The organism is Aeromonas sp. FDAARGOS 1414, from assembly GCF_019047065.1.
GTDB classification, from domain to species: domain Bacteria; phylum Pseudomonadota; class Gammaproteobacteria; order Enterobacterales; family Aeromonadaceae; genus Aeromonas; species Aeromonas veronii_A.
This window is the reverse complement of sequence record NZ_CP077210.1, coordinates 1,495,815-1,520,169: the sequence shown is the minus strand read 5'-3', so window position 1 is coordinate 1,520,169 and position 24,355 is coordinate 1,495,815. Positions and strand designations below refer to the sequence as shown.

Below are 24,355 nucleotides of genomic sequence, written 5' to 3'. Positions count from 1 at the left end.
TCCTTTGTGAACCAGCACTCTGTTGCTTTAATAGCCAGCTCGCTATAACTGCAAGGGGCTGAGCCAACGCAGCAGTTGCTGGCTTACCTGCGGGCTGGAGAGCAGGGCCATATGGCTGGTGCGATAGACGATCAGGGTATGAGCGGGCAGAAAAGCCAGCTGATGGCGCGCCTCGTTGTGCTGGCCGAGGGCGCTGCGAAGGGGCACCAGCCCATCGCCAATCAGCCGGTCGGCCAGCAGGCTGCGCTTGGCGGCAGTGGTCGCGGCGATGGCATAACAGTTGACGCTACAGGGCAAGGGGAGTGGGACGCGGGGATCGCGCAAGGGCGTGGCGGGATCGGGTGGGGCGAGCGTCTCGATCACCTTGCCGTGGCGCAGATCCCTGATGCCTGCACTGCGCAGCCGCGCCAGTCTGACGAAGGGCTCGCTGTAGGCAGTAGCGGGCAGCAACTGCTCCAGCCAGTGACCGGCATGTTCGAGCGGCGCGCCGTGGTGTGGTGTGCCGAGAAATATCAGGTTGGCAAGGTGTGCAGGCCAGGTGAGCCCGGCCTGGCTGGCATGGTGGCAGGCGCTGCGGGCAACCAGTCCGCCCATGCTGTAGCCCATTATCGTTATCTCTTTTAGGTCTCCCGACCAGTGGGCGAGCAACTGTTCCAGCAACAGGGCAAGTTGCTGCCCGTTTTGTGAAATGGGCAGGCCCGAGTTGTAGCGCAGGTAAAGAGGTTGATAGCCAAGCGCGGCGGCAAGTTGCTCTCCGTGATTGACTGGCTTGCCTTGATGCTCGGTCTGCCACTGCAGATCGTTCATGCAGAGGCCATGGATCATCACTAGCACCCGTCCCTCGCGGGGTAGATCCTTTGGCATCGCCTGCCAATCGAGGGGCTTGCCCTGATAGCGCAGGGTCATGGGGGTGGCGAGAGCATTGTGGTGCTCAACCAGCTTGTCCCCCAACACGCCGTTGAGCGTGGCGATCAGGGCCGCGCGTTTCGGGGTTTCGGGGATCTGGTGGGGCGGCGGTGTGGCTGGCAGGCGGCTGAGCAGATGGTTGATGCCGCTGCTTAGGTTGTTGGCGGTGCCATGTACCCCCTTGTAGACCAGTCCGGTGATCCCGGCTGTTTTTCCCTCATCTCGTCCCTTGAGCCCCATACCGCTCAGTACCGCCTGATGTACCGCTTCAGTGATCTCTACCGCGGCGGGCAGCGCCAGAGTCAGCAGTTGCGCCAGCTCGCGGATATCCGAAAGATGCCAGGAAGAGGATGGCGATGGGTCTGTGGCGTCGGTCATGGCAAGCCCTTGTGGAAGCGGGTATCGCGTTGTCGTGCCGCGAAGAGCGCAGCGTATCTCTATATCAAACCAGCTTGCGCCCTTTGTGGCAGGTTTACCAGTAACGGGCCATGCATGGCGGGGCTGATAAGGACCGCTTGCGAAGCCGGTCACGGTAATGACAGGGAAAATCACCTCTACTTCGTCATGTGAAGCCACATGGAGAGGTGAGGATGTCGCTGTTTGATGAGGTGCGGGTACAGGATTTGTGTGCACGGTTGCTCGATAGCCAGAACGAGAAGGGATGCACCCTTGAGAGTCGGCATGGCCGCAAGTTGAAAGAGTTGTTGCAGACGAATTGTGGGTTAAGACCTTTTGGGCGAAGCGCTCGTCATGTATTAACCGAGGCGGGACGGGCTTATCTGATCAGACAGCTGGCGCAGGTAGTTCCCCCCGAACCGGACAAGGGGGAGCAGCTGCAACGAATGGGAGTGAGTTTACCTGCACGGCTCAATCAGGCCTGCTTTTATGCCCTCTGGCATGGGGACAGCAAGCATTCGCGGTCAGCAACCCTTGCAGCGCCACAGCTTGCGAACTTGTCGCTCACGCAGGATGAGGTGATCCGCATCCGAACCCTCGAACCGCTCTCACTGGTCGATCGGCAGGGTCAGCAGCACGATATGACGGCAATGATGGCGCTGCTGGGGGAATTAGCGTTGCCGGAGCGGACTCTGGGCACGCTGGCGGCCATCGGCTGGCAAGGGGATCGGGTCATTACGGTGGAGAACAAGGGGGCCTTTGTCGACTACCCGCTGCAACCCGGGCAACTGCTGCTCTTTGCCCCCGGTCGCAATACCACCCTGGCCAAACAGCTGATCCCGCTGCTGCCTGCGGGCGTGCAGTGGGCCCATTTTGGCGATCTCGATCAACGGGGTATCGATATTGCCATCGAGCTGGCGCGCGAGCTAAATCGACCGGCCATGCTCTGGCTTCCCTGTGAGCTGCAACCTTATCTGGATCACTATGCCCGTCCGGTACGCACCTTTGCGACGGACAGTGGCAAGGTGCCCTGGCGTGTGACGACGCAGGCTGATCAGGTCGATGATCATGGCTCGCCGGCAGACGTTCCCTGGCTCGAGAAACTGATCACAGACGGGACTTGGCTGGAGCAGGAGGTATTGATTCTGGCCCCTCACTGGCGGAGCTGGTCATTGGACGCGATGGGCAATCAGGTGTGAAACGGGGAGCCCGCGCTCCCCGTCATTTCGTGGTCAGCTGTTTACTTGGCGTTGATGGGCCCCTTGGTGCCGGCATCATTATCGACCCAGCCGTCTTCACCCTTGATGCGGCGATCACCCTGAATGGTGTAGATGACCATGCCATCCTTGAACACTAGCGCGCCATCGGATTTCTTGGCATTGACCTTCTTGTCGTTGACCCACACCTGATCCTTGCCATCGATGCGGATATTGGCCACGATGGCGCCGGTTTGGGGGAAGGTGGCGATCCAGTTGCCCGCATAGGGGCTGTCGCTGGTTGCCGCGGCCGGAGTATTGCCAACACCGGCTGCCGCGTTCTCAGCCTTGGTTTTGTTGATATCGCAGCCATTGAGCTCGCTCACCTGAGTGCAGCCTGAGCGCTCCAGCTTCTGCTCATAGCTCAGATTCAGACCGCCCTCCGTGGCCGGGGCGGCCGTGCCAAATCCCGCCTTGGCATTTTCCGCTTTGGTTTTGTGAATGTCACAGCCTTGCGCCTCGGTGACCTGGGTGCAGCCGGATCGCTCCAGTTGCTCGGCATATTTGGCACTGATGGCGTGGGCAGGGGTGATACCGAGCAGGGTCAGGGTGATGAGCAGTGCAGCATTCCTGGACATAGATAATCCCTCAAAGATGTAAGTCATGCAGGTTCATCCGCGCAGTTGCGGTCGTGAACGTCGGCCTCTCCTGAGCATCCGAGACATATGCGCAGTTGGCGTATTCACGTTAGCACCTTGGGCCAACAACCGCGCCCAGCGATGTGGCCGGAAGATAAGGCGAGAGGCGATACGAGCGGGGAGTGCAGGGGAGACGAGATAGCAGCAGTGTCAACGCTGGAGAGATCATTCCAAGAGAAAAGGTGTTGCGGGCATTATCATAATGATAACGACAGCCCCGCTGATATCATTTCAGCCCTTGAAACTGACCTTTGATGATAATTCTCACCGATGGCGAGATATCACCTCTGATTATTATCACTCGGCTATTTTATGGCTTGGCTGATCCGCTCACCTTTTTATTGAATAAACCGCTTAAATAGCCGCTGATTTTGTGGGTGGCATCACACACTTTCGCCATTTATTAATATCTGCCTGCATTTTATTGGTTTGGCACGGTTATTGATTGCCTCATATCGACGCTAACCGACGCGCTCACCCACAACCGGGATGCTGGTGACATCGTGAGTGAAAGGGGAGCTATCCATATCTCATCCAATGATTGGGGCGAACGATGAAAGCAGTTAACGAATTAATCAAAGAGATCAGGGCACTCAAATCCAACCTGCATGAAAAAGATTTTCTGCTGACCTGGGAGCAAACGCCTCAGGAGCTGGAGCTGGTATTGAAACTGGCCGAATCACTCAAGACCCTGCGCGCCGAAAATATCTGCACCAAACTGTTTAACAGCGGGCTCGGTATCTCGGTTTTCCGCGATAACTCCACCCGAACCCGCTTCTCTTATGCCTCTGCATTGAACCTGCTCGGTCTGGCCCAGCAGGATCTGGATGAGGGCAAATCCCAGATCGCTCACGGCGAAACCGTCCGTGAAACCGCCAACATGATCTCCTTCTGCGCCGATGCCATCGGGATCCGTGACGACATGTTCCTCGGTGCCGGCAACGCCTATATGCGCGAAGTGGGCGCCGCACTGGATGAAGGGTTCGAGAAGGGAGTGCTGCCCCAGCGTCCGGCGCTGGTCAACCTGCAGTGCGACATTGATCACCCGACCCAGTCGATGGCTGATCTCGCCTGGTTACAGGAGCACTTCGGTAGTCTGGAGAGCCTCAAGGGCAAGAAGATTGCGATGACCTGGGCCTACTCCCCCAGCTACGGCAAGCCGCTCTCCGTGCCCCAGGGCATCATTGGTCTGATGACCCGTTTCGGTATGGACGTGACCCTGGCCCACCCGGAAGGGTATGACCTGATCCCGGACGTGATCGAAGTGGCCAAAGAGAACGCCAAGGCCTCCGGCGGCAGCTTCCGTCAGGTCACCTCCATGGAAGAGGCTTTCAAGGATGCGGATATCGTCTATCCCAAGTCCTGGGCCCCCTACAAGGTGATGGAGCAGCGCACCGAGTTGCTGCGCGCCAATGATCACGCCGGCCTCAAAGAGCTGGAGAAACACTGCCTTGAGCAGAACGCCAAGCACAAGGATTGGCACTGCACTGAGGAGATGATGAAGCTCACCAAGGGGGGCGAGGCGCTCTATATGCACTGCCTGCCGGCCGATATTTCCGGCGTCTCCTGCAAAGAGGGCGAAGTGACCGAAGGGGTATTCGAGAAATACCGTATCGCCACTTACAAAGAGGCGAGCTGGAAGCCCTATATTATCGCCGCCATGATCATGGCCCGTAAATTTTCCGCCCCGGCAGAAACCTTGGAAAATCTGATTAAAGAGGCGCAAAAGCGGGTGAAATAAATAACGGTAGGGCAGGGTGAATATTCATCCTGCCCACGCTGTCGAATCCATTATTTCGAGTTTTCTCCCCGTGGTATCTGAATAACGGATCTCCCGGCGAGGCAGCTCTTTGTCAGGTAACGCCTAGTGAGGTAAGCATGTCCCAATTTTCGCTGAAGATGGATATTGCCGATAACCGCTTTTTTACCGCCGAGCCATCTCCGCTGTTTTCGCGCGCCGAAGCACAAAAGGCTCGCGCTTTTCATAAAAAACTGGCCGGTTATGAACCGACCCCATTGTGCGACCTGAAAGATCTGGCCGCCTATATCGGGGTGAAAAATATATTGGTCAAGGACGAGTCAAAGCGCTTTGGCCTCAACGCCTTCAAGATGCTGGGTGGCGTTTATGCCATCGCCAACCTGCTCTGTGAAAAGTACGGGGTGGCCATCGAGGATTTCTCCTTCGATCTCATCAAACGCACCATCAAGGAGCCGATGACATTCGCCACCACCACAGATGGCAACCACGGTCGTGGCGTTGCCTGGGCCGCCAAACAGGTGGGTCAGCATGCGGTGGTCTACATGCCCAAGGGCTCGGCCCAGGAGCGGGTTGACCACATCCTCAATCTCGGTGCCGAGTGCATCGTCACCGACATGAACTATGACGACACCGTGCGCCTAACCATGAAGATGGCCGAAGAGCGCGGCTGGCACATAGTGCAGGACACCGCCTGGGAGGGCTACACCAAGATCCCGACCTGGATCATGCAGGGTTACTCCACCCTGGCCGACGAAGCGGTCGAGCAGATGCAGGCCATGGGCATCAAGCAGCCGACCCACGTGTTGCTGCAGGCTGGCGTTGGTGCGCTGGCGGGCGGTGTGCTCGGTTATCTGGTGGACTGCTTCGGGGCGAAAAACCTGCACAGTATCGTGGTCGAACCGGATCAGGCCGACTGCATCTACCGCTCCGGCGTGGCGGGGGAGATGGTCAACGTGGGGGGCGACATGCGCACCATCATGGCCGGTCTCGCCTGCGGTGAACCCAATCCGCTCGGCTGGCCGCTGCTCAGAAGCTGCACCACCCAGTTCATCTCCTGTCACGACAAGGTGTCGGCATTGGGCATGAGAGTGCTCGGCAACCCCCTTGGCAATGATCCGCGCATCATCTCCGGCGAATCCGGCTCGGTCGGTACCGGCGTGCTGGCGGCAGTACGTCACCACCCGGATCGCGCGGCGCTGATGGCGCGCCTCGGGCTAAGTCGCGACTCCGTGGTGCTGATCATCAACACCGAAGGGGACACCGATGTGACCCACTACCGGGAAGTGGTGTGGGAAGGCAAGCATCCTGCCTGCGATTAACCCCGGCTGTGAGTAATCCCTGCGAGAGCAGAGACACGAATTGAAGCATTGATCGCGCCTCGCCAACGGGGTGCGGTAACGGGCACAGGGCGCTGCCGACGAACAGGCCGCGCACTCTCAGTTGTTATGGAGAATCACAATGAGCAAGCAAATTCCGTTTGAAATGGTGTTGGAGAAGGCCTACCAGTACAAGGCCGAGATGAGTCAGTTCCTGCGCGATATGATCGCCATCCCGAGCGAGAGCTGCGATGAAGAGCGCGTCGTGCTGCGCATCAAGCAGGAGATGGAGAAGGTTGGTTTCGACAAGGTCGAGATTGACCCCATGGGTAACGTGCTGGGTTATATCGGCCACGGCCCGCACCTGATCGCCATGGATGCCCACATCGATACCGTCGGTGTCGGCAACCGCGCCAACTGGACCTTTGACCCCTATGAGGGGATGGAAGATCACGAGATCATCGGTGGCCGCGGCGCCTCCGATCAGGAAGGGGGCATGGCCTCCATGGTCTACGCGGGCAAGATCATCAAGGATCTGGGGTTGGAAGATCAGTACACCCTGCTGGTGACCGGTACCGTGCAGGAGGAGGACTGCGATGGCCTCTGCTGGCAGTACATCATCGAGCAGAGCAAGATCCGCCCCGAGTTCGTGGTCAGTACCGAACCCACCGACTGCCAGATCTACCGTGGCCAGCGTGGTCGCATGGAGATCCGTGTGGAAGTGCAGGGGGTGAGCTGCCACGGCTCTGCGCCGGAGCGCGGTGACAACGCCATCTTCAAGATGGGCCCGATCTTGGGCGAATTGCAGGAGCTCAGCCACAACCTCGGTCATGACGACTTCCTCGGCAAGGGCACCCTGACCGTCTCCGAGATCTTCTTCACTTCACCAAGCCGCTGCGCCGTAGCGGATAGCTGCGCCGTCTCCATCGACCGCCGCCTCACCTGGGGCGAGACCTGGCAAGGTGCGCTCGACGAGATCCGCGCGCTGCCTGCGGTGAAAGCCGCCGGTGCCGAGGTCTCCATGTACCAGTACGACCGTCCGGCCTATACCGGTCTGGTCTACCCGACCGAGTGCTACTTCCCGACCTGGAAGGTGGAAGAGGATCACATCACGGTCAAAACCCTCTCCAAGGCGTACACCCAGCTGTTCAACAAGGCGCCGGTGGTGGACAAGTGGACCTTCTCGACCAACGGGGTCTCCATCATGGGTCGTCACGGCATCCCGGTCATCGGCTTTGGCCCGGGCAAAGAGCCGGAGGCCCACGCCCCGAACGAGAAAACCTGGAAGGAGCATCTGGTCAAGTGCGCCGCCATGTACGCGGTGATCCCCATGCTCTATCTGGCCGAGCTGGACAAGTAAGGGGACTGCCGGGCGGTGACTCTCATCACCGCCCGGCTGTTGCTGTGTGGCCAGTGCCCCGTCTTTCGCAGGCGGGGCCTTGCTGTTTGACGCGAGCTGATGTGCGAGGTGGTGAGGATGAAACGGCTGATCAAACACGGTGTGCTGGTCGATGCGCAGGGTGAATATCGTCAGGATCTGCTGATCGAGAACGGGGTGATCCTTGAGCGCGCCGCCGATATCCAGCCCGATGGCGAGACCGACGTGATCGATGCCAGCGGCTGCTACGTGATGCCGGGCGGTATCGATGTCCACACCCACTTCAACATTGATGCCGGGATTGCCCGCAGTTGCGATGACTTTTTCAGCGGTACCCGTGCCGCCGCCTGTGGTGGCACCACCACCATCGTCGATCACATGGGATTTGGCCCGGCGGGGTGCAACCTGCATCACCAGCTGGCCCGCTATCACGATTACGCCGTCGATCAGGCGGTGATCGACTACAGCTTTCACGGCGTGATCCAGCATGTGGATGACGCCATCCTCCACGAGATGGCCACCATGGTGCAGGAGGAGGGGATCAGCAGCTTCAAGCTCTATCTTACCTACCAGTACAAGCTGGGGGACCACGACGTGCTGCGCGCCCTGGCCCGCCTCAAAGAGGTGGGGGCGCTTGCCACCGTTCACCCCGAGAACGACGCCGCCATTGCGGCGCGCCGGGCTGCTCTGCTGGCCGCCGGCCATTGTGAGCCCTGGTATCACCCGCAAAGCCGCCCGCTGCAGTGCGAGGCGGAGGCCATCGCCCGGATGATCAATCTGGCGGGGCTCGCGGGCAATGCGCCGCTCTATATCGTCCATCTCTCCAACGGCTTGGGGCTGGAGTATCTGAAACTGGCGCGCCGTCAGGGCCAGCCGGTCTGGGTAGAGACCTGCCCGCAATATCTGCTGCTCGATGAGCAGTGTTATTACAAGGAGAACGGGGTCGACTTCCTGCTGAGCCCGCCGCTGCGCTCGCGCTGTGAGCAGGACAAGCTGTGGGTCGGCATCGCAGCTGGTGACATCGACACGGTGGCGACCGATCACTGCAACTTCTCCCACGCCCAGCGCATGACCTTGTCAGGTGGCGATTTCAGCCGCTGCCCCAACGGCTTGCCTGGGGTCGAAAACCGGATGCTGCTGCTGTTTGCCCACGGGGTGCTGGGGGGGCGCATCTCGCCATCACGCTTTGTAGCTCTCACCAGCGCCAACCCGGCGCGCCTGTTTGGCCTCTGGCCGCGCAAGGGCAACCTGCAACCGGGGGCTGACGCCGATCTGGTGATCATGGATCCCCGTGGTGACACCCTGATTTCCCATCAACAGTTGCACGACAACGGCGACTACAGCCCCTACGAGGGGATGCATTGCCCCGGCCGGATCAGGCTGACCCTGAGTCGCGGCGAGATAGTGGCCCGCGATGGCGAGTTTCTGGGGCGCCGTGGTCACGGCCGCTTTCTGGCCAGAGCGCCCTTTGACCCGGCCTTGGCGCCGGATCTGCACTGGCCTTGCCCCGCGGTGGCAGGCTGACAATCCGTTCGAAACACGCAGAGCAGCAAGGTTATGTGAACAACGAAAGGTGGGCCGGTATCGCGCCGGCTTGTCCCATCACTGGAGATAACAAGATGAAACAGAGAATCGTACTGGCCCTTGGCGGCAATGCGCTGGGCAACAACCTGCCCGAGCAGATGAAAGCGGTGCAGAGCACGGCGGGCACCATTGCCGACCTGATCGCCCAGGGGCACGAGGTGGTGGTGACCCACGGCAACGGCCCGCAGGTGGGAATGATCCAGCAGGCGTTCGAGGTGGCGGCCCGTCATGACTCCAAGGCGCCCCATCTGCCCATGTCGGTCTGCGTGGCCCTGAGTCAGGGTTATATCGGTTATGACCTGCAAAACGCCCTGCGCGAGGCCTTGCTGGCGCGTGGTATTCACAAGCCGGTTGCCACTTTGGTGACCCAGGTGGAGGTGGATAAAAACGATCCCGCCTTCCTCGACCCGAGCAAACCCATCGGCGGTTTCTTCAGCAAGGAGGAGGCCGAAGCATTGATGGCCAAGGGGGAGCGGCTCAAAGAGGATGCCGGTCGCGGCTATCGCCGGGTAGTGGCATCCCCCAAACCCGTCGACATCATCGAGAAAGAGACCGTCTCTGCCATGCTGGCTGCCGGTCAGGTGGTGATCACCGTCGGGGGCGGCGGCATTCCGGTGCTGCGCGAGGGCAATCACCTGCGCGGCGCCAGCGCAGTGATCGACAAGGATTGGGCCAGTGCCAAGCTGGCGGAGCTTATCGACGCCGACATGCTGATCATCCTCACGGCGGTAGAAAAAGTAGCCATCAACTTCGGCAAGCCCGAGGTGCAGTGGCTCGATACCCTGAGCGTGGCCGATGCCAACAGCTTTATCGCACAGGGGCAGTTTGCCAAGGGATCCATGTTGCCCAAGGTGGAGGCGGCGCTCTCGTTTGCGACATCCCTGCCGGGGCGCAAATCCCTCATCACCCTGCTGGAGAAGGCGGCGGACGGCATTGCCGGCAAGACCGGCACCCTGATCAGCTTGTAGCCTCGTCTTTGATGGTTGCAAACAGGGGGCCCAAGGCCCCCTTTCTGTTGGCCGGTGTCAGGGATTGGCAGAGGGGAAGCATGGGCCGGCCAGCTCTTATCCACGGTGGGCAGGGGGGCGGCAGAGGTGTAAGATGGCGCCCCGAATGGCGGACGTATCGACCGCAGCAACAAGGCAGCATAATGAATAGCAAGTTGAACATGGCGGCGCTGGTGGGATTGATCCTGCTCACCGCCATCTGGAGTTACAGCTGGATCGTGATGAAGCAGGTGATGCTCTACGCGGGGGCCTTCGAGTTCACCGCCCTGCGCTGCCTGTGCGGGTCTCTGGTTCTGCTGCTGGTACTGGCCCTGCGCGGGCGGCGTTATCTCAAACCTACCCCGTTTCGCTATACCCTCGCCATCGCCCTGTTCCAGACCTGCGGCATGGTGGGGTTGGCCCAGTGGGCGCTGATCAGCGGCGGGGCGGGCAAGGTGGCTATTCTGAGCTACACCATGCCGTTCTGGGTGGTGATCTTCGCGGCGCTCTTTCTCGGCGAGCGGATGCGCAAGCTACATTATCTGGCGGTCGGGGTGGCCGCCTGCGGCCTGCTGCTGGTGATCGAGCCCTGGCAGTTGCATCTCGATTCCATGAAGAGTGCGCTGCTGGGGATTGCGTCCGGCATCTGCTGGGGGATCAGCGCCATCATCGCCAAACGGATGTATGCCCGCCATCCTGGGGTGGATCTGATGTCCCTCACCACCTGGCAGATGATCTACGCCACCCTGGTGATGACGCTGGTGGCCGCGCTGGTGCCGGAGCGCCCCATCGACTGGCAGCCCTACGTGATGGGGGCGCTGGCCTATAGCGCTATTTTTGCCACCGCCATTGCCTGGAGTCTCTGGCTGTTTGTGTTGAAAAAACTGCCGGCGGGTATCGCCAGTCTCAGTACCCTGGCGGTGCCGGTGAGCGGCGTGCTGCTCTCCTGGTGGCTGCTGGGCGAAAATCCGGGGCCGGTGGAGGGGAGCGGCATCGCCCTTATCGTGCTGGCGCTTCTCGTCATCAGCCGCAAGGGCAAGCGCTCTGTGGTGTCGGTGGCGGGGGAAACCCGTATCAAGCACGGTTGAGTGGTGACTGAGCTGCCAGTGCTACGATAAACGGCACTCAAAAGAGCCCGCGACAGGGGACCAGCCCCTAGTTACAATGGCGTGGTCTGACTGTGCTGGAGCACAGGTATCTGATTTATTGTGATTATTTCAACGAACCTAACGGCAAGGATGAGACCGTATGATGACGCTGGTGTGGTTGGCTGTAGGCCTGGTGTGTCTGGTTGTGGGGGCCGAATCTCTGGTGCGGGGCGCATCTCGCCTCGCCACCATGATGGGGATATCGCCACTGGTGGTGGGATTGACCATAGTGGCCTTTGGGACCAGTGCTCCCGAGCTGGCTGTGAGCATCCAGTCTGGCCTCGAGGGGCAGGCAGGGATCGCAGTGGGAAACGTGGTCGGCAGCAATATTTTCAACGTGCTGTTTATTTTAGGTATTTCGGCACTGATCGTACCGTTGACCGTCTCCCAGCAACTGGTACGTCTCGACGTTCCCTTGATGATAGTGGTCTCTTTTCTAGTGTTGTTGCTGGGCTACGATGGCCGTATTGCACCACTGGAAGGGGCGCTGCTGTTTGCCGGCATCATCGCCTACACCGGGTTTCTCTTTGTCCAGAGTCGACGGGAAAACAAAGCGGTGCAGGCGGAGTATGAGCAGGAGTTTGGTACCCGTGAAGCGAGTACGGCGGGCAACTGGTTGCGCAATCTGCTCTTTATTGCCGCAGGTCTGGGTCTGCTGATCCTCGGCTCCCGCCTGCTGGTTGGCAGTGCGGTTGAGATTGCCCACTACTTCGGGGTGAGCGATCTGATCATCGGCTTGACCATAGTGGCGGCCGGTACCTCCTTGCCCGAAGTGGTGACCTCCATCGTCGCAGCCCTGCGCGGGGAGCGGGATATCGCTGTGGGGAACGTGGTGGGCAGCAATATCTTCAATATCCTCTGCGTGCTGGGGCTCACCTCCATCGTCACTCCCGGTGGGCTTGAAGTGTCGGCCACCGCCCTTCAGTTCGATATTCCGGTAATGATTGCGGTGGCGCTTGCCTGCCTGCCCATCTTCTTTACCGGTTACACCATCGCCCGCTGGGAAGGGGCGCTGTTTCTGGCCTACTACATCGGCTACACCTGCTGGCTGATCCTCCACGCTACATCCAGTCCGCTGCAAGGTCAGTTCAGCGCAGCGCTAACCGGTTTTGTATTGCCGCTCACCGCCATCACTCTGGTTGTGCTGGCGGTGCGAGCCTGGCGATTGCAACGAACCCGGTCGTGATGCAGGTTCCCCTGATGTAAAGGAGCTGCATCAACCGACAGGCGGAAAAAAGCCCCACCATCATGGTGGGGCTTTTGCTTGGTGCTGAACTTGGTGCTGAAGAGGGACGCGAAGAGCCGTTATCGGCGCTGGGCCAGATGCATCATGGCTTCCAGCACGGCGCCGCCGATGGCGCGTGCCTTGTCCGATACCGTGGTAGCATCGGCCCGCTCGCCTCTGGGGTCGATGTCACCGATCTTGAAGCCGACGGTCACCTCGATGCCATCGCTGAGCAGCCCCCGCACCATGCCGGAGAGGGGCGCGATAATGGGGGCGTCCCCCACATGGGCGATCACATCCCCCTCCTGCACCAGATCACCGAGCTTGATAATGCTCTTCATCACTCCGGCGACGGGGGCGCGCACCACCCGGCGGGCGGAGTGCCCCTCGATCACCCCGGGAATGCCGGTATTGGGCTGGGCGGGGCCCTGATAGATGACCCGGCCCAGATGGTGGCCGCGGTTGGTCTCAATGACCGCATCGCAGTCGCGCCCCGCCTCAAACCCCGGGCCAAGGGCTACCGTAATGGGGGCCATCTCCTTGTGGGTGCCGAGATTCTGCTTGGCGAGGATGGCATCCACCAGATAGCGGGGTTTGAGCTCGGCGAGGGTGGCACAGTCAGGGTCAACCAGCAGCGGAATGACGCCCCGATCCAGCTGCTCGAACGCCTGTTCGACGTTCTCGACCCGCTTGGCACGCACTCCCTCGACCCTTGTTTCGCCGTCGAACATCCCCTGAGCGAAGGCGACGGTGCGGCGGATCACCGTGGGCTTGTCGAGATCCAGCATCACCACCTTGAAGCCGGCATTGTGCAGGCGCAGCGCCACCCCGGTGGCGATATCGCCGGAGCCGCGCATCACCACCAGCTGATCCCGCTTGAGGCGCACATCATCCTGCATCAGACCGCCTGCCTTGCCGTTTTTCACCTGCAACAACTCGGCGAGAATGCTGATGGCGATCTCCTCGGGGGTCTCGGCGCCGATGTTGTAGCCGATGGGGGCGTGCAGTTGCTGCAGTTGCTCCTGGCTCACCCCTTGCTGGCGCAGCGCCTGGGTGAAGGTCTGCACCTTGCGCTTGCTAGCGAGCAGCCCCAGATAGGCGAGGGGGCGATTGATGAGCCGCTCCAGCGCCTCCTTGTCCTGATGGTTGGTGGCGATGATGACGAAGTTGGCGGGCTCGATGGCCAGCGTCTCGATCACCGCGCTGATGGTATCGGCCTGTTTGAGGTGAGTGCCGGTGGGGAAGTGATCGGGATTGAGGCTCCCTTCAAAGCAGTCGCCCACATGGATATCAAAACCCAGCGGCGCGGCGGCATGGGCCAGCGCCCGGTTGACGTGACCGGCACCAATGAGCACCAGCCGTGGCCGCAGGCCATAGACATCGATATAGACCGACATGGCGCCACCACAGTCTGACCCTACCGCATGTTCACCGTTACGGGCCATCCGGCCATGGAAGATGCGCGGCTTGCGCTCGGCAATGGCGGTCATCGCTTCCTCGATCACCAGCCGCTCGATCATGCCGCCGCCTATGGTGCCGAGGATCTGGCCATCGGCCATTACCAGCATCTGGGCCTGATGGCGGGGGGTGGAGCCACGGCTCTCGATGATCTGGGCCATGGCAAACGGCGTGTTCTCCTGTTCCAGTCGGGCTGCGTGTGTAAACAGATTCATAAGGTACCTCTTCTTATCCTTAAACCATCATGGGCGAGGCGGCTGTGCCTCATCCTGAGCGAAGTAACCGAGTGCGAGGCGAATGGGTTGTGGTTCGCGAACCGCCCCCTGCCAGATGGTGTGGAGCTCGGGGTGGCGGGTATGCAGCTTTATCAATTCATCGAGCCACGACGCCTCATTTTGATAATCCCCATTGATAAACCAGATCCGGCGCGCTCTGGCCGGGGTGCCCTTGAACAGCCCCTCGGGGTGGGAGAGCAGCTGGTGAAACAGAACCCAGTCGAGGGGGTCACCAGCCTCTATCCCGCACAGGGCCTGAAGCTCTGCCCAGCGGTGGATCTGCTGCGGGTCGGCCTTGGCCCCCACCATGGCGCCGCCCGTCAGGGCGATCACCCAATCACTGTGCTGAGGAATGCAAGGTTCGTGCAAAGCGGGCACTTTCAATAACTTGTGATGGGCGCCATCCGCTTCGACCAGGATCAGATCGAAGCGCTGCTGCCCCTTGATGAGATCAATCTGCTGGGGCGTGGGGCCCGCCACCTTTCCGGTGCGCTCGTCGAGATGGCTGAACAGGGCAACCAGCGCCGGGCCATCCGGTAGCGTCTGACAGCGGGTAAGTTGACGAACGGGATCCGTCTCGATAATCAATTCCCGATAGTGTGACGGGGCAGGCAGAAACATCCGGGTGGTGGTGGTAATTAGCACCCTTTTACCCTGTTGATAAAAATACTCCGCCAGCCAGAAGAGGGTGCTGGTTTTTCCACCGGCCCCGCAGAGGCTAATTAAGGTGGTATGGCTATCAATATTTTTGGTGAGCGAGTTTAATAGCGGATCTATATCTGGAAATGCGACAGCAACAACGTGTGGGTGCGACATAATGACGACCAAAATAAATATCGAAGGGAGTGGGAAACAACGTTGCCAGGAACAAGAGCAGTGTGACTGTATAATAACGGCGGCGGGTTTATCTTCCCGAATGGGTACTTGGAAAATGATGCTACCTTATTGCCAGGGGACAATGCTTGATGCAAGTCTCAAAAATGCCCTGGCTTTTTGTCAGCGGGTTATTCTGGTGGTGGGCCATCGTGGCGAGGAGCTTCAAGCCCGCTACGGATCACGGCCGGATATTGTTGTCGTCCACAATCCCGACTATCGGCAGGGGCTGGGCAGCTCCATCCGCTGCGCTCTGGCGGCCAGCAATGCTGACTACCTCTTTATCAGCCACGGGGATCTCCCCTGTATCCCGCGCGATGTCTATCAACAGCTCTGGCAGGCACGGGGCTGTGAGATACTCTTTCCCACCTGGCTGGGGGAGGCGGGCCATCCGGTGTTGCTGCCCAAATCCCTTGCCCGCGAGTTGGCAGCGGCCCCGGTGCAGTCGTCGGTACGGCGCTGGTTGCAAAGGCATCCGCACCGTATGGTGCCCGTCGACAGCCCCTCCATCCTGTTTGATGTGGATACCCCGGAGCGCTATCAGGCGCTGCTGGGTGGCATTCTTGAAAATGAGAGTTAGCCCACGAAATAACCCTGTTTTAAAAAGATAACGGGGAGATAAATGGCGTATCAAAGTGATATTTCTCGCACTTGATCTGATAGGGTGAGTTCTTTTTGAACTGCTCATTAAGTAAATTTCAGAGTGATTGATAACTACTCGCAATACCCATAATGGTGGCATCGTAAATTCTCTCCATTAATTGGAGCTGCCTCACGCTTTTACCGTAAAAAATAGTTTTGCCGATGGAGTGGCCTGATAGTTGCTCCTCTCCTTGCCAAGGGGGAATGCCCGTGCGGGATACCCCATTTATTCATGCTGCCAATGGGCAGAACAGCTGCAAGGAGATAGCCATGGGCGATATTATGCGACCCGTTCCCTTCAAGAACCTTCTGACCCGTATTTTTGCGGAATATAAAGAGAGTCAGAGCATTTTCGGTATTCCCGCCGCGCAATTCTATCGCAAGCAGGACGAGCGCAAGATCAAGGTGTTCGGTGAAACCTGCGAGACCCCCATTGGCCCGGCAGCCGGCCCCCATACCCAGTTGGCCCAGAACATCGTCACCTCCTGGCTGACCGGCGGGCGCTTTATCGAGCTCAAGACGGTGCAGATCCTGGACCGTCTCGAACTGGAAAAGCCCTGCATCGATGCCGAAGACGAGTGCTTCAACACCGAGTGGTCTACCGAGTTCACCTTGCCCAAGGCGTTTGACGAGTATCTGAAGGCCTGGTTTGCCCTCTATCTGCTGGAGGAGGTGTTCGATCCGCGTCTTGAGGGGGAGGCCAAGTCTTTCATTTTCAACATGAGCGTGGGTTACAACCTCGATGGCATCAAACAGCCACCGATGCAGCAGTTCATCCACAGCCTGATGGATGCCAGCAGCAATCCGAAATTTGCCGAATACCAGCAGGTGGTACGTGAGCTGGTGGCCGATGAGCAGTTTATCGCCGAGCTGGGACTGGGGGCGCGCCGCGATCGCCTGCAACAGCTGGTAGATCGTATCCCGGCCAATCTGGTGCACGGCGTTACCCTCTCTACCATGCACGGCTGCCCGCCCAACGAAATTGAGGCCATCTGCCGCTACATGCTGGAAGAGAAGGGGCTCAACACCTTCGTCAAACTGAACCCGACCCTGCTAGGCTACCCGCGGGTGCGCGAGATCCTCGATACCTGCGGCTTTGATTACATTGGTCTGAGCGAAGCGTCGTTCGATCACGACCTCAAGCTGGATCAGGCCAAGGCAATGCTGACCCGATTGATGGCGCTGGGGGCCGAGAAGGGGCTCACCTTCGGGGTCAAGCTGACCAACACCCTTGGCACCATCAACCGCAAAGGGGCGCTGCCGGGGGATGAGATGTATATGTCCGGCCGTGCGTTGTTCCCCCTCTCCATCAACGTGGCCGCTGTGCTGTCCCGCGCCTTCGATGGCAAGCTGCCCATCTCCTACTCCGGTGGTGCCAGCAAGTTCAATATCGCCGAGATCTTCGAGACCGGTATTCGTCCCATCACCATGGCCACTGATCTGCTGAAACCGGGTGGTTACCTGCGCCAGATCGAGTGTCTCAAAGAGATCGACGCCTCCGACAGCTGGGGCATGAGTCAGGTGGATGTGGCCAAGCTGGAAGCGCTTGCCGCTAAGGCCCTCACCATGGATTACACCCAGAAGGAGTGGAAGTCCGACGATCGCATCGAAGTGGGTGGCGGCCTGCCGCTGACCGACTGCTACGTAGCGCCCTGCGTCACCGCCTGCGCCGTGCATCAGGATATCCCCGAGTACATTCGCCTGATGGGCGAGGGGCAGTATGTGGCAGCCCTTGAGCTGATTTATCAGCGCAACGCCTTGCCCGCCATCACCGGCCATATCTGCGATCACCAGTGCCAGTACAACTGCACCCGTCTCGACTACGACAGCGCGCTCAACATCCGCGAGCTGAAAAAGGTGGCGCTGGAGCGCGGCTGGGAAGGGTACAAGGCTCGCTGGCACAAACCGGCAGGCAGTGGTGACAAGCACCCGGTAGCGGTCATTGGCGCCGGCCCCGCCGGTCTCTCCGCTGGTTACTTCCTGGCCCGCGCCGGTCACCCGGTCACCGTGTTCGAGCGTGAAGCCGATGCCGGTGGCGTGGTCAAGCACATCATCCCCGAGTTCCGCATTCCGGCCGAGCTTATCCAGCATGACATCGACTTTGTCGCCGCCCACGGGGTCAAGTTCGAGTTTGGCTGCGATCCGGCACTCACCGTCGACAAGCTGCACGCCCAGGGCTTTACCTATGTCTTCGTCGGCATCGGCGCCGACAAGAATGGCGGCATGCGTCTCGAAGGGGGACACGAGCGGATTTACAAATCCTTCCACTTCCTGCGCAGCTTCAATCAGGGCAAACCGCTGCCGCTCGGCCGCCATGTGGCGGTGATCGGCGCCGGTAACACCGCCATGGACTGCGCCCGCGCTGCCCTCAAGGTGCCGGGTGTCAGCGATGTGACCGTTATCTACCGTCGCAGCGAGAAAGAGATGCCCGCCTATCGCGAGGAGTATCTGGAAGCGGTGGAGGATGGGGTGCGTTTCTGCTTCCTCACCAATCCGGAGCGCTTTGACAAAGATGGCAAGCTCACCGTGCGGATGATGGCGTTGGGGGAACCTGACGAGCAGGGCCGCCGCCGTCCGGTGCCCACCGAGCAGACCGAAGTGATGCAGATGGATGCGCTGATCACCGCCATCGGCGAGCAGCCTGACTGCGAGGTGCTCAAAGCGATGGGCATTCCCTTGGGCAGCGATGGCTGGCCCGAGGTGGACAGCCAGACCGGCGAAACCAGCCGTCGCAACGTCTTCCTTATCGGTGACGTGCAGAGCGGCCCGTCCTCCATCGTCGGTGCCATCGGTGGTGCCCGCCGCGCCGCGGATCTGGTGCTCTCTCGCGAGCATATCGCCAGCCAGCAGAGTGAAGTGACCATCCAGCCGTCGGGCAAGGATGAGATCTACCGTCGCAAGGGGAGCATCGCCGTCACTATGGTCGACAAGAATGAGCGGGATGCCTTCGTGGCGCAAGAGGCGCACCGTTGCCTCGAGTGCAACTACCTCTGCAGCAAGTGCGTGGATGTCTGCCCCAACCGGGCCAACGTCGCCATTGCGGTGCCGGGCTTCAAGGATCAGTTCCAGACCCTGCACCTGGATGCCTACTGCAACGAATGTGGCAACTGCGCCCAGTTCTGCCCGTGGCAGGGCAAGCCCTATCAGGACAAGGTCACCATCTTCAGCCTGCCCGAGGACTTCGACAACAGCCGCAACCCCGGTTTCTATCTGGCGGATGGTGGCGAACTGCGGGTGCGTCAGGGTGGCGAGACCTATCGCCTGACCATAGACGCCCAGAGCCGGATCAAGGATGCGCCAGCGGCCCTTGGCGATATGTGCCGGATCATCAGCCATGTCCATGCTCATCACCACTACCTGCTGGGGGCCGTCGAGGCCTGAGCGAACCACGAATAAGCGAAGGAGCACACCATGTTTATTCTGAAAAACGTCACCGCTGTCCAGCTGGAGCCGACCCGGGTGCTGGAAGGGGTGGATATCGCCATCGAAGGCACCCTTATCAAAGCGGTGGGGCCCAATCTGCGGGCCCTCTACCCGGAGGCCAACTATCGGGAGATGGGCGGCAAGCTGGTGATGCCGGGCATCGTCTGTGCCCACAACCACTTCTACTCAGGCCTGTCGCGGGGGATCATGGCCAACATTGCCCCCTGCCCGGACTTTATCTCCACCCTGAAAAACCTCTGGTGGCGGCTCGATCGGGCGCTCGATGAGGAGTCCCTCTACTACAGCGGTCTCATCTGCTCGCTGGAGGCGATCAAGAGCGGTTGCAGCGCGGTGATCGACCACCACGCTTCGCCCAACTTCATCAAGGGCTCCCTGAATGTGCTGCGCAAAGGGTTTATGGAGGCGGGCCTGCGCGGCATGACCTGCTTCGAGACCACGGATCGCAACGGCGGCCTCGCCGAGCTGCAGGCTGGGGTGGAGGAGAACATCCTATTTGCGCAGGCCATTGATGCCGCCAAGGCCAAGGGGAGCGAACCCTATCTGGTGGAGGCCCATATCGGCGCTCACGCCCCCTTCACCGTACCCGACGAGGGGCTGGCCATGCTGCGCGAAGCGGTACAGGTCACCGGTCGTGGTCTGCATATCCATGTGGCGGAAGACCGCTACGATATGGCCCACGGTCACCACCACTATGGCAAGGAGCCCATCGCCCGGCTGGACGAGTTTGGCCTTGTCGACAGCAAGACCCTGATCGCCCACGGCATCTACCTGAGCCCGGCTGACATCGAGCTGCTCAACAGCCGCGATGCCTTCCTGGTGCACAACGCCCGCTCCAACATGAACAACCATGTGGGCTACAACATGCACCTGCCGGAGTATCGCAATCTGGCGCTTGGCACCGATGGTATCGGCTCCGACATGCTCGAAGAGCTCAAGTTCGCCTACTTCAAACACAAGGATGCCGGCGGAGCGCTCTGGCCCGACAGCTTTGCCCGGTTCCTCTGGAACGGCAATACCCTGCTGGAGCGCAACTTCGGCGCCAAATTTGGCCGCCTGGAGCCGGGTTACAAGGCCGACCTCACCATCTGCGACTACGCCGCACCGACCCCGCTGGCGCCGCGCAACCTCGGCGGCCATCTCGCCTTCGGTATGGGCTCATCCTCGGTCAACAGCGTGATGGTCGAGGGACGCATGGTCTATCAGGATCGCGAGTTCGCCTTTGACGTCGAGCCCATTTATCAGCAGGCCAGCAAGGTGGCGAGCCGCCTGTGGCAACGGATGGATCAGCTGGCCTAGGGCCACCCTCCACAGTTTTGGACCGGATTGCCCGCCCTGTGGATCTCCCCGGCGGCGGGCTGCAAGAGTAAGGACGACACATGATTGAGCAATTCTTCCGACCCGAACAACTGGGTCAGGCTTTGGAACTCAAGGCCCGCTTTGGCAACGACGCCGTCTACATGGGGGGCGGCAGCAAGCTCAACGCAGCCCCGACCCGCACCGACAAGAAGGTCGCCATCTCGCTGGACAAGCTCGGACTTGGCCAGATTGAGCAACAGCACGGTCAACTCCACATCGGCGCCACCGTCACCCTGCAAGCCCTCAAAGATGACCCCCGTACCCCGGCCGCCCTGTGCGAGGCGCTGGGGTTTGTCTACTCCCGCCATCTGCGCAATCAGGCCACCATTGGCGGCGAAATTGCCTGCCAGCAGCAGGACTCCCCCTTGCTGCCGGTGCTGCTGGTGCTCGAAGCGGTGGTGGTGCTGGAGAACAACCTGCTGCAACCCATCGACGCCTATCTGGCGGGTCAGCGCAATGCCCTGGTGCTGGGGGTTGTGCTGCCGGAGCCTGAACTGCGCTGCGCCACTCGCCGCATCAGCCGCAACGCCGATGGCTTGGCGGTGATGACTGCCGCCGTCGCCCTCGATGCCCTTGGCGAGATGCGGGTCGCCGTTGCTGGCGTTACGCCGCAGCCGATGCGCCTGCGTGATGTGGAGCGCCGCGATCTGCACGATGCCGCGCTGGAGGCGGCCGTGAGCGAGCTGGTTGCACCGCGCGAGGATCTCGGCGGCAGCGTGACCTACAAGCGCTATATCAGCGGGGTAGTGGTGGCGGATCTGCTGGTCGAGTGCCAGCAGCAGGAGGTACAGGCATGATGGAACTCAACTTCACACTGAACGGTGCCCTGCGCACCGTCATCACCCCGGCTGGCGAGAATGCCCAGCGGGTGCTGTTCAACCAGTGCCGGATGCACTCGGTGCGCAACAGCGACGACGGTTTTGGCTTTGCCGGCTCCGACGCCATTCTCTTCAACGGCAAGGTGATCAACGCCTCCCTGCTGATCGCCGCCCAGCTGGATGGAGCCGACGTGCGCACCGCCGAGTCGCTGGGCAGCTGGAACCAGCTCAGTCTGGTGCAGCAGGCAATGGTGGATGTGGGTGTGGTGCAGTCCGGCTACAACGATCCGGCCGCCGCGCTGATTGTCACCGACCTGCTTGATCGCCACCCCGAGCCCACCCGTGATCAAATCGACGATGCCCTCTCGGGCCTGTTTCACCGCGATGGCGGTTATCAGCAGTTCTATCAGGCCATCGAGCTCGCCTGCTCACGGATGAAGGACCCGGATTATCTGTGCCAGATCGCCCCGGAATTTCGCGACGATCTGCGCCATATCGGCAAGAGCTGTCCGAAAGTGGACGCCGCCAAGATGGTGCAGGCCAAGCCCTGCTACGTGGAGGATCGGGTTACTGAAGATGCGCTGATCATCAAGATGCTGCGCAGTCCCCATCCTCATGCGGTGATCACCAAACTCGATGTGAGCCGCGCCGAGGCGCTGCCGGGCGTCGTGCACGTCATCACCCACCTCAACTGCCCGGATGTCTACTACACCCCGGGTGGTCAGAGCGCCCCCGAGCCGTCACCGCTCGATCGCCGCATGTTTGGCCGCAAGCTGCGCCACGTAGGTGACAGGGTCGCCGCCGTGGTGGCCGAGAGCGAAGCCATCGCATTGGCGGCCCTCAAACTCATCGAGGTCGAGTATCAGGTGCTGCCAGCGGTCATGAATATCGATGAGGCGATGGCCCCCAACGCCCCCCTGGTCCACGACGAACCTATCGTCTACATGGCCGGTGCGCCGGCGGATCTGGAGCAGCAGAACGCCTGCTCGGTGCGCCGCGGCGACGAGCACATGATCATCAACTTCCCCATAGGTTCCCGTCCGCACGAGAACCTGGCCGCCAGCGTCCATGGCCAGATCGGCGATGTGGCCAAAGGCTTTGCCGAGGCGGACGAGATTGTCGAGCGCACCTACGAATCGACCCAGGCCCAGCAGTGCCCGACCGAGCCACACATCTGCTTCACCTACATGGATGGCGATCGTCTGGTCATTCACGCATCCACTCAGGTGCCGTGGCACGTGCGCCGTCAGGTGGCGCGCATCGTCGGTATGAAGCAGCACCAGGTACATGTGATCAAGGAGCGGGTAGGGGGCGGCTTTGGCTCCAAGCAGGATATCCTGCTGGAAGAGGTGTGCGCCTGGGCGACCAGGGTCACCGGCCGTCCGGTTACCTTCCGCTACACCCGTGAAGAGGAGTTCATCAGCAACACCTCCCGCCATGTGGCCAAGGTGAAGGTGAAAGTGGGGGCCAAGAAAGATGGCACCATCACCGCCATCGACATGGATTTTCGTGCCAACACCGGCCCTTACGGCAACCACTCATTGACGGTGCCGAGCAACGGCCCGGCGCTCTCCCTGCCGCTCTACCCGTGCGACAACGTGCGCTTTACCGTCAACACCTACTACAGCAACATCTGTCCGACTGGGGCCTATCAGGGTTACGGCGCGCCCAAGGGCAACTTCGCCCTGACCATGGCGATTGCCGAACTTGCCGAGAAACTGGGCATCGATCAGCTCGACATGGTGGAGCACAACCGGGTGCACGAGGGGGACATCCTCAAGGTGCTGGGTGCCATCGGCGAGGGCAAGATGCCTACCTCGGTGCCCCATGCGGCCAGCTGCGCCCTCGAACCCATCCTCAAACAGGGCCGCGAACTGATTGCCTGGGATAGTCCCAAACCCGCCGACGGGGATTGGCGCATCGGTCGTGGCGTCGCCATCATCATGCAAAAATCGGGGATCCCGGATATCGATCAGGCCAACTGCATGGTCAAGCTGGAGTCTGACGGCACCTTTATCGTCCACTCCGGTGGCGCCGATATCGGCACCGGCCTCGATACCGTGGTGGCCAAGCTGACCGCCGAGGTGCTCGGTTGCCCGCTCAGCGATGTGCATGTCATCTCCGGCGACACCGACCACGCCCTGTTCGACAAGGGGGCCTACGCCTCGTCCGGTACCTGCTTCTCCGGCAATGCGGCCAAAAAGGCGGCCGAGAACCTCAAGGAGAAGATCCTGTTCCACGGCGCCGCCATGCTGGGCGAGCCGGTAGCAGATGTTGAACTGGCGTTCCCGGGTGTGGTGCGCGGCAAGCAGGGGGAGGTGAGCCTCGCCAAGCTGGCCCACAAGGCGGAGACAGGTACCGGCTTCGGTATTCTGGTGGGCACTGCCAGCTACATCACCTCGGAGCTTGCCTTCCCGTATGGTGCCAACTTCGCCGAGGTGGCGGTCAACGTCAGAACCGGCGAGATCCGGCTCGACAAGTTCTACGCCCTGCTCGACTGCGGTACCCCCATCAACCCGGAACTTGCGCTTGGCCAGATCTACGGGGCGACCATGCGGGCCATCGGCCACACCATGACCGAGGAGATCTGCTACGACAGCAAGGGCATCCCGCTGACCCGGGATCTGAAGAGCTATGGCGCGCCCAAGATTGGCGACATTCCGCGCGACTTCCGGGCCTTCCTGGTGCCGAGTGACGACAAGGTTGGCCCCTACGGCGCCAAGTCCATCTCGGAGATCGGGGTCAACGGCGCGGCGCCTGCCATCGCCACCGCCATCCACGACGCCTGTGGTGTCTGGTTGCGCAAGTGGCACTTCACGCCGGAGCAGATCCTGCGCGAACTGGGCAAGCTGGAGCAAAAAGTGTCGGCATAACAAAAGAAAAGGTGAGGGGCGGGC

General features: G+C 60.7%; 17 protein-coding genes. 13 read left to right on the top strand and 4 right to left on the bottom strand.

Annotated features, from left to right (window positions below):
* Positions 1 to 42: 42 nt before the first annotated feature.
* A complete protein-coding gene (locus I6L44_RS06735; protein WP_216953641.1) occupies positions 43 to 1,284 on the bottom strand; it encodes a triacylglycerol lipase in 1,242 nt (413 codons plus the stop codon).
* 212 nt (positions 1,285 to 1,496) lie between these two features.
* On the opposite strand from I6L44_RS06735, the gene I6L44_RS06730 reads away from it, so the two are divergent.
* Entirely contained in the window at positions 1,497 to 2,501 is a 1,005-nt protein-coding gene (locus tag I6L44_RS06730; RefSeq protein ID WP_216953640.1) for a Wadjet anti-phage system protein JetD domain-containing protein, read from the top strand.
* A gap of 41 nt (positions 2,502 to 2,542) precedes the next feature.
* On the opposite strand, the gene I6L44_RS06725 is transcribed toward I6L44_RS06730, so the two are convergent.
* Positions 2,543 to 3,136: a hypothetical protein gene (locus I6L44_RS06725; protein WP_216953639.1), complete on the bottom strand. Its 594-nt coding sequence runs from the start codon at positions 3,134 to 3,136 to the stop codon at positions 2,543 to 2,545.
* Positions 3,137 to 3,749: 613 nt separating this feature from the next.
* Here I6L44_RS06725 and ygeW point away from each other — a divergent pair.
* The 7 genes from ygeW (at position 3,750) to I6L44_RS06690 (ending at position 12,553) form a co-directional block, all read left to right on the top strand.
* Positions 3,750 to 4,937, top strand: coding sequence for a knotted carbamoyltransferase YgeW (gene ygeW / locus I6L44_RS06720; RefSeq protein ID WP_005336811.1), 1,188 nt, complete (start codon positions 3,750 to 3,752; stop codon positions 4,935 to 4,937).
* Between the two features lie 137 nt (positions 4,938 to 5,074).
* Entirely contained in the window at positions 5,075 to 6,274 is a 1,200-nt protein-coding gene (gene dpaL, locus I6L44_RS06715) for a diaminopropionate ammonia-lyase (protein WP_216953638.1), read from the top strand.
* Between the two features lie 139 nt (positions 6,275 to 6,413).
* Positions 6,414 to 7,631 (top strand): YgeY family selenium metabolism-linked hydrolase, encoded by a 1,218-nt coding sequence (locus I6L44_RS06710; RefSeq protein ID WP_216953637.1) that lies wholly within the window; start codon positions 6,414 to 6,416, stop codon positions 7,629 to 7,631.
* 117 nt (positions 7,632 to 7,748) lie between these two features.
* Positions 7,749 to 9,173: a dihydropyrimidinase gene (gene hydA, locus I6L44_RS06705; RefSeq protein WP_216953636.1), complete on the top strand. Its 1,425-nt coding sequence runs from the start codon at positions 7,749 to 7,751 to the stop codon at positions 9,171 to 9,173.
* 95 nt (positions 9,174 to 9,268) lie between these two features.
* Positions 9,269 to 10,201: a carbamate kinase gene (gene arcC / locus I6L44_RS06700; protein WP_216953635.1), complete on the top strand. Its 933-nt coding sequence runs from the start codon at positions 9,269 to 9,271 to the stop codon at positions 10,199 to 10,201.
* Between the two features lie 182 nt (positions 10,202 to 10,383).
* Positions 10,384 to 11,307, top strand: a complete 924-nt coding sequence (locus I6L44_RS06695) for a DMT family transporter (RefSeq protein WP_216953634.1) — start codon at positions 10,384 to 10,386, stop codon at positions 11,305 to 11,307.
* 160 nt (positions 11,308 to 11,467) lie between these two features.
* Positions 11,468 to 12,553, top strand: coding sequence for a calcium/sodium antiporter (locus tag I6L44_RS06690; RefSeq protein WP_005360785.1), 1,086 nt, complete (start codon positions 11,468 to 11,470; stop codon positions 12,551 to 12,553).
* A gap of 119 nt (positions 12,554 to 12,672) precedes the next feature.
* Here the strand turns inward: I6L44_RS06690 and yqeB are convergent, their stop codons facing one another.
* Entirely contained in the window at positions 12,673 to 14,265 is a 1,593-nt protein-coding gene (yqeB, locus tag I6L44_RS06685) for a selenium-dependent molybdenum cofactor biosynthesis protein YqeB (RefSeq protein WP_216953633.1), read from the bottom strand.
* A 27-nt stretch (positions 14,266 to 14,292) separates the two neighbouring features.
* A complete protein-coding gene (gene yqeC, locus I6L44_RS06680) occupies positions 14,293 to 15,141 on the bottom strand; it encodes a selenium cofactor biosynthesis protein YqeC (protein ID WP_216953632.1) in 849 nt (282 codons plus the stop codon).
* Positions 15,142 to 15,241: 100 nt separating this feature from the next.
* Between yqeC and I6L44_RS06675 the strand changes: the two genes are divergently transcribed.
* The 5 genes from I6L44_RS06675 to I6L44_RS06655 all read left to right on the top strand — a co-directional run bounded on the left by I6L44_RS06675 (position 15,242) and on the right by I6L44_RS06655 (position 24,331).
* Positions 15,242 to 15,778 (top strand): NTP transferase domain-containing protein, encoded by a 537-nt coding sequence (locus I6L44_RS06675; RefSeq protein ID WP_216953631.1) that lies wholly within the window; start codon positions 15,242 to 15,244, stop codon positions 15,776 to 15,778.
* Positions 15,779 to 16,110: 332 nt separating this feature from the next.
* Complete coding sequence (gene ygfK, locus I6L44_RS06670) at positions 16,111 to 19,221, top strand: putative selenate reductase subunit YgfK (RefSeq protein WP_216953630.1); 3,111 nt, start codon at positions 16,111 to 16,113, stop codon at positions 19,219 to 19,221.
* Positions 19,222 to 19,251: 30 nt separating this feature from the next.
* On the top strand, positions 19,252 to 20,580 hold the full coding sequence (gene ssnA, locus I6L44_RS06665) for a putative aminohydrolase SsnA (protein WP_216953629.1): 1,329 nt from the start codon (positions 19,252 to 19,254) through the stop codon (positions 20,578 to 20,580).
* Positions 20,581 to 20,660: 80 nt separating this feature from the next.
* Positions 20,661 to 21,437 (top strand): molybdopterin-dependent oxidoreductase FAD-binding subunit, encoded by a 777-nt coding sequence (gene ygfM / locus I6L44_RS06660; RefSeq protein WP_216953628.1) that lies wholly within the window; start codon positions 20,661 to 20,663, stop codon positions 21,435 to 21,437.
* Entirely contained in the window at positions 21,434 to 24,331 is a 2,898-nt protein-coding gene (locus I6L44_RS06655; RefSeq protein ID WP_216953627.1) for a molybdopterin-dependent oxidoreductase Mo/Fe-S-binding subunit, read from the top strand. The genes ygfM and I6L44_RS06655 overlap by 4 nt, the downstream gene beginning before the upstream one ends.
* Positions 24,332 to 24,355 lie beyond the last annotated feature (24 nt).